The organism is Peribacillus sp. P4_C12, from assembly GCF_056402095.1.
This window is the reverse complement of the sequence record NZ_JBFUIB010000188.1, coordinates 1-6,750: the sequence shown is the minus strand read 5'-3', so window position 1 is coordinate 6,750 and position 6,750 is coordinate 1. Positions and strand designations below refer to the sequence as shown.

Here is a 6,750-nt window from a genome sequence, read left to right as displayed (position 1 = left end):
ACCTAATATAGAGGCACGCCCAATTTCGGCAGCACTAATTCCATAAGCCTCGGCTGCTTGAGCTATAATTGGAAGAACTCCAAAATAAAAAGCATTATTTGACATAAAAAAGGTAAACGGAGCGCTTAAAAATGCTACTATTACTGGTAAGTAAGGTCCTAATGCATCCGGAATTAATGAAACTAATGTATTAGCCATTGCATCAATCATTTCCGTTCCTGACATAATTCCTGTAAAAATCCCTGCCGCAATAACAATTGAAACTACTGCTACTGCATTKCTAGCATGGGAAGAGATACGTTTTTGTTGATCCTTTACAAGTGGATAATTCACCAACAAAGCAATTGCAAAAGCAACCATAAACAAAATCATAAGCGACATAAAATCCATTATTAAACAAACCATTAGTACCAAGGTTAATAGAAAGTTGAACCACACTAGTTTAGGGCGACGATAATCTATTTGCTCTATTGTTGCTGCCAACTCTAATTTGGTATCTTGTTGAGTGGAATATTGTATTTCCATTATTCCTAATCTCTTCCGTTCTCTTTTGCCTAAAGTAAATGCTACAAAAAGTACCCATAGAAGACCAAAGCCCATTACAGGAATGAGTGGAATGAACAATTCAGAAGCCTCTATATTTAATGAACTCATTGCCATTGCAGAAGCCCCGCCCCATGGTGTCATATTCATTACGCCCATTGATAACATGGCCACTGCTGCTAGTATTAGCGGGTTCATATTAAGCCGTTTATAAAGCGGTAATAATGACGACACAGTAATCATATATGTAGTGGTCCCATCTCCGTCTAAGGCAACGAGCATAGAGAGGACCGCTGTACCCACAACTATTTTTAAAGGGTCTCCCTTTACCACTTTCAATATTTGAGCAATAAGAGGGTCGAATAATCCTGAATCGATCATAAGTCCAAAGTATAAGATGGCAAAAAATATCATAATGGCTGTAGGGGCTATATCTTTCACTCCCTCCACCATCATAGGTCCCATTCCTTTAGCAAAACCACCAATTAACCCAAATACTATGGGTACAAGCATAAGGGCCACAAGTGGAGTAAGTCGTTTAGTCATAATTAAATACATAAAAACTGCAACCATAGAAAATCCCAAAAAAGATAGCATTAGTGTATATCCTCCTTTATAGTTGATAACTCTTTCAAAAAAAAATAAAAATGTACTCTTTTTTTAAAACGCAAGATGACTTTTTCTACTTAATTAGTACATCATTCTTTTTAAATCCGAGTGAATAAATGTAAATTTGTAAAATGAAAAATAATGAGTATTAAGTACAATCATCTAGCTTGAAAGCGCTTCCTAATAAGAAGATTATCATTGATAATTTTTTATGAATATAAAAGATAAATAAGTTTACTATCTTTTATAAAGATAGTTTTTTTTATTTTTTTCATGAAACGGTTTATGATTTGTTTTCTGATGGTTTCTAAAAGTAAAATAAATAACTAACGCATATTTTGAATACAAAAAAAACGAGTAATAGATCACTTATAGTCATCCATTACTCGAGTTATAATTCGTAGTATCTATTCTTTTGTGATTTTCAATTTATATTTTCTTTCTGGACGACCAACGGTTCCATAAGTGATTTCAATCTCCATTTCATCACAAGAAACTAAGTACTCTAAATATCTCCGCATCGTTGAATAACTAATGCCAACCATTTGTCCAAGTTCATCTGCATTTAAACTACCCGTTATCTCTTGAATTTTATTTCTGACTATCTTTAAGGTATGCTTATCGATCCCTTTTGGAAAATTTTCTATGTTAATTTCTTCTTTTTTGTTCTGCTTATTGTTTCTTCCAAAAAAGAAGTCCACTTTATCTTGATCAATTAATTTATCGCTATGGAGGTGGATTCTCGTAAGCTCGTACTGCTTAAGTGTAGATAAAAATTTGTCAATGATAATAGGTTTGATTAAATAACCAAATGCACCCCCTCGAATAGCTTCACTTACTGTTTCAGTATCATTTGCAGCTGTGATAAGAATGACATCAATTCCTCGATACTTCTTTCTAATTTCCCTAAGAAGCTCGACCCCATTGATGTCCGGTAAAAAAACATCTAACAAAATTAATTCCGGGGTAAAAATTTGTAATAACTCTAATGCTTGTTCTCCTGAACTTGCTGTGGCAATTACACTAAAATGGTCTAATTTACGAGTGAATTGCTCGTATATCTTTACTGCAACTTCATCATCTTCCACAATCATAACCGTAATAGGGCTTTTTAGACATAATCACTCTTCCTTTTTCAACGATGTTCTCTTAGGTATCACGATTGTAAATCTTGCCCCTCCTAAAGGGCTGTTATCGATATAAATTTCACCATTAAATAAAGCAATTGAACTTTTTACAATGGCTAAGCCAATCCCATGGTTTTCTCCATTCTTAGTTGTGTATCCGTCTATAAAAATAGTAGATGCCATTTCTTTTTGTACTCCTGCTCCATTATCTTCAACGTCAAAAATAATATCTTTCCCTAAGTCAGTAAATGAAACTTTAACCTGACCGTTCATTCCATTCTTTACCCTAGCAGCTTCTAATGCGTTGTCAATAATATTCCCTATAATAGGGACTAAGTTTTTAGAATCTTCAATAGTTAAAACACTCGTTAAGTTGCTTTCATGTTCAAAATGTAGACTCACTTTTAATTCTTTGGAACGATTGACCTTACCAAGCAAACATGCAGCTATTAATGGATCTTTTACTGATGATACAAGGAAAGAAATTATATCTTGCCGTTCCTTTACCTCTGATGAGATTATTTCCCTTGCTCTATCGTATTGCTTTAAGATTAATAATCCGTAAATTGTGTTTAATTTGTTAAGAAATTCATGATTTTGTGCTCTCATATTCTCCGAAAAAGTTTTAATCTTTGAAACTTCAGTAGTTAACTGTTCAATTTCGGATATCGTCCTAATTGTTAATACGATCCCTTTTACTTCATTTTGTTTTAAGATAGGAGATAAGTCCAAAATATAGAGCTGATGGCCAAGTAATAAGTTTTTATTAGCAAGACCTGCTTTTTTATTAATTACCTCTTTAATGAGTTCATTTAAATGCTCGTTTTTAATTATCCCACCGACTACTAGCGAATGATCACGAAATAATTCACGTGCTCTTTTATTCATTGAAGTAACTCGTTCTTCAATGTTAACAGTAACTGTTGCGTCCCGAATGGATTCAAGTGTTGCCTCTTTTTCTCTAAAAAGATAGGAGATTTCTTCGGGCTCGAGCCCGAAAATAAGTTTTTTAACGCGTCGAGCAATAAATATAGCCCCCATCACTCCGAATATAAGTGGGATCAAGGATAATTTTATAAACTTCACCCTATACTCAAACACCTGTTTTTCTATATTATTCACTAAAAATCCTACGGAAGAAACGCCAATAACCTCTCCCTTATTATTCCATATAGGGGTCTTTGCTTTAATTGCAGGACCTGAAATCCCATTACCCTTATAAATAACGGACTCGTGTCTTTTGAGCGTAGCATCATTGCTTGTTGCGGTATGTTTACCGATGTAATTAGGATTAGGATGTGAGTAGCGTATTCCATTCAAATTAGCAACAGTAACATAATCTGCTCCAGTCGTTTTACGAATATGTTCTGCAACAGCCTGAATCTTTTCTGAAGGATACCGTTCATCAAAAGCCTGGATAATCGTATTATTATTAGCAGTTAATTCTGCAACGGTCATCGCCTCTTGACCTATGTAATGCTCTATTATTTCATCAATCATTCCAGAAAAAAGTGTGCTTACAAGAAATGTACTAATAAACACAACAAATGTAATGAGCAAAGTCAGCTGAGTTAACAGATTTATTCGAATTTTCTTAGCGATTATATACATAGAAGCACCTCATATTTATTTACATTTAAAATTTAAACCTAATAACTCATTGAAAGATTGTATAAACAAGAATATCATTGCCATAAAAAAAGCGAAACCCTTTGTCATTCAAGGCTTCACTTGTCATTTAATATCTATCCTTGTGTTTTTCCTTTACACATTTTCATAGCTTTTCAAGAGGATATATCAAGATTTCTTTAATCCTGAGATTTTATTCAGGACTTGAGTCAATTATTGAACGATAAGATTATCAACAATGGTCTGAGCGTTAAAAATAGCTTACCGGATGCTATTTACTACAAGACAAAAAGAGCAATCTTAAGATTACTCTCTCTTTTGTTTATGAGTTTTTATATTCTATTTGCAAACTGAGTTTGTATATAAATCTATTCATTTCATAAAAAGATTGGCTCTCATTACCTCTAATATACGTCTGCTTTGTAAATAATCTTGTTCCCGTTCTTGTTCAACCTTTATACGTTGCTCCAGTTTTTGAGCATATTGTGCATAACCGATCCCATGAGCCCGAAACATAGCTTTTTCCATTGCCAACGTGTACGTTAAATCGAGAAAATTAATGAAGAATCAATCCTTTCTATATTTAATATCGTACACATCCTATCATTGAATGAGAAAACATGCAAAACTGCTCTGGACCTATATTTACTGATAATCGGGCTTCTGAACGATTGGTCTTCATTCAGTGCATGTAAACGCCATATCCCTCCATTTCCCTTTATTTCCCTTTTCTGCATCATATATTTTTTTACATTCTTTTCTTCATCATTTAATAGGAGTGACTTAATAAAATCTTAAAAGTATGGTCTTCAAAGTGATGAGTAAAAATGTATATTTCCTCTATATTTGATATCGATACCGGTCTAAAAAGCTCATTAAGTAAAACGTTCTAACATTATAATACGAACCACCCCTTAGCCTACAAAAGAGAGAATCTGCATCATAAATTGATCAAGATATATTTTAACTGCTTAATAAATGTAAAGAAGGATATGTATAACAATCTTATTACTTTAAATTGACTGAATTTTCATGTTTGTACTAATAGTTAGTGAATGAACAAGAAAAAGAATATATACTTGAAGACAGAGAACTTGTCGAAACCGCTAAAGTTAGAGTGTTCCATATCAGGTTGGATGAACTTGTGGAGAAATCTAGGAGCATTTGTCTCACCGTTATTATGTGGATGGTTAGCAGAAATTTTGGGTTGGCATATCACATTAGGAGTAACTGTAATCCTTGTGTTTTTGCAGCTATCTTATGGTTGTTTGTGAAACCAGTTACTTCATTATTTAATAGTATTGAGGAGTGAATAATATGAATTATTTAGTATTTCAGATGGGTTTAGAAGTTGGGAATCCAAAAGAGAATAGGAAAATCATTGAACGCTGGTTAGAAGCTAACTATAGTGATGATTTGGATGTTGTAGTACTTCCTGAAATGTGGTCTACGGGTTATGCGTTAGAAGAATTGAAAGAAATCTGCAAAGAGGATGGTAATCGATCGATTGAATTTTTACAATCACTGGGTAAGAGGTTTAATGTAAACTTGGTAGGTGGCTCGATTGCCGTATTAGACGGTAAAGATATCTTTAATCGTGCGGTTATTGTAAATCGAATGGGTGAGATTGTTCACACATATGACAAGATGCACCTTGTTCCGATGTTAGATGAGCCCAAGTTTTTAACGGGCGGTCATAATCAAGTTAAAGTATTCGAACTTGAAGGTGTGAAGATGGGGATTATTATTTGTTACGATTTACGATTCCCTGAAATTATTCGTGACTTAGCATTACAAGGTATTCAAGTATTACATATCGTAGCAGAATGGCCACTCGCAAGGGAAACACATTGGAATATATTACTTCGTGCGCGTGCAATTGAGAACCAAATGTATGTTGTTGCATCAAATGTGGTGGGAACAAAGTTAGGAGTRGAATTCGCAGGTTCCTCACAAATTGTAGATCCCTGGGGAGACGTTGTTCAGAAATTAAATCAAGAAGTTGGTGAATTAAAGGCCACTTTAGATTTAGAGAAAGTACCGCAAATAAGAAAAGAAGTTCCTATATTCGATTCCAGAGTACCAGAGAAGTATAGAAAGTTATAAAGTAGACGCTACTTCAGAGTTCAAACTTTGAAGTAGCTTTTTAGGTTTAATAATAGTTCTAAGCAGCTTGTAAGACCTAGAGTTTTATTTTCATGGTAGTTCAATATACAAAAAATTCACAAAAAAAACCCCTTAGTTACTCCCAGAGGGTTTGTATTTCTTTGCATGCGAGTTCCTAAACTAATATGCAATGAAATTAGAATCATATACATACCTGTTCTCTATCTGTAAGGCTAGCTAAACTCCTTTAAAACTTTTTTTATTTTTTCTAATTTCTGATGATTTAGTTTCAGCATTCCATGCCCTTCTTGAGTCTTTGGTTTCCCCAGCGAAACTGTATTATTTAAGAGTTCATTAAATTCTTCTAACTCTGTTAATCTTCGGCCAAGTTTTGTTTCAAATTTATTTATTAAAAGCGCAACAGCCCCTGACACATGTGGGGCAGCCATGGATGTACCTGATAAGACAGCAAATTGGTTACCAGGAAAGGTTGATACAACTTTTTCTCCTGGGGCCACTAAATCCACTTCACCATTAGAATTACTAAATCTAGAAATCCGTTCACGCCGGTTAACTGAGCCTACTGCCACAACTTCCGGGTATGCAGCTGGATAACTGTACTCGTTTGTTTCGGCCTTTCCATCACCTTCATTTCCTGCGGCACACACGACCATTATATTAGATTGAACGGCGTTTATAATCGACGAATGTAAGGCCGGGTCATCATCCGGTCCCC

The 6,750-nt window shown here is 34.4% G+C and carries 6 protein-coding genes; 1 reads left to right on the top strand and 5 read right to left on the bottom strand.

Annotated elements, in window-relative coordinates:
• The 4 genes from AC1DUW_RS18185 to AC1DUW_RS18170 form a co-directional block, all read right to left on the bottom strand.
• Positions 1-1,140 (bottom strand): CitMHS family transporter (locus AC1DUW_RS18185; protein ID WP_477643135.1); only part of this gene is annotated, 1,140 nt, incomplete at its 3' end.
• Between the two features lie 419 nt (positions 1,141-1,559).
• The gene (locus AC1DUW_RS18180; protein WP_477643134.1) at positions 1,560-2,246 is read right to left on the bottom strand and encodes a response regulator; all 687 of its coding nucleotides are present in this window, start codon (positions 2,244-2,246) and stop codon (positions 1,560-1,562) included.
• Between the two features lie 27 nt (positions 2,247-2,273).
• Positions 2,274-3,890, bottom strand: coding sequence for an ATP-binding protein (locus tag AC1DUW_RS18175; protein WP_477643133.1), 1,617 nt, complete (start codon positions 3,888-3,890; stop codon positions 2,274-2,276).
• Between the two features lie 390 nt (positions 3,891-4,280).
• Complete coding sequence (locus AC1DUW_RS18170; protein ID WP_217993325.1) at positions 4,281-4,436, bottom strand: YuzK family famiily protein; 156 nt, start codon at positions 4,434-4,436, stop codon at positions 4,281-4,283.
• Positions 4,437-5,225: 789 nt separating this feature from the next.
• Here AC1DUW_RS18170 and AC1DUW_RS18165 point away from each other — a divergent pair.
• On the top strand, positions 5,226-6,014 hold the full coding sequence (locus AC1DUW_RS18165) for a carbon-nitrogen family hydrolase (protein WP_053345676.1): 789 nt from the start codon (positions 5,226-5,228) through the stop codon (positions 6,012-6,014).
• Positions 6,015-6,247: 233 nt separating this feature from the next.
• Here the strand turns inward: AC1DUW_RS18165 and AC1DUW_RS18160 are convergent.
• Positions 6,248-6,750 (bottom strand): S8 family serine peptidase (locus tag AC1DUW_RS18160; RefSeq protein WP_477643132.1); only part of this gene is annotated, 503 nt, incomplete at its 5' end.

Excerpts from the sequence above, each read along its gene's own strand:
- AC1DUW_RS18180 (WP_477643134.1), bottom strand. The coding sequence starts at position 2,246 with ATGATTGTGGAAGATGATGAAGTTGCAGTAAAGATATACGAGCAATTC.
- AC1DUW_RS18175 (WP_477643133.1), bottom strand. The coding sequence starts at position 3,890 with ATGTATATAATCGCTAAGAAAATTCGAATAAATCTGTTAACTCAGCTG.
- AC1DUW_RS18170 (WP_217993325.1), bottom strand. The coding sequence starts at position 4,436 with ATGGAAAAAGCTATGTTTCGGGCTCATGGGATCGGTTATGCACAATAT.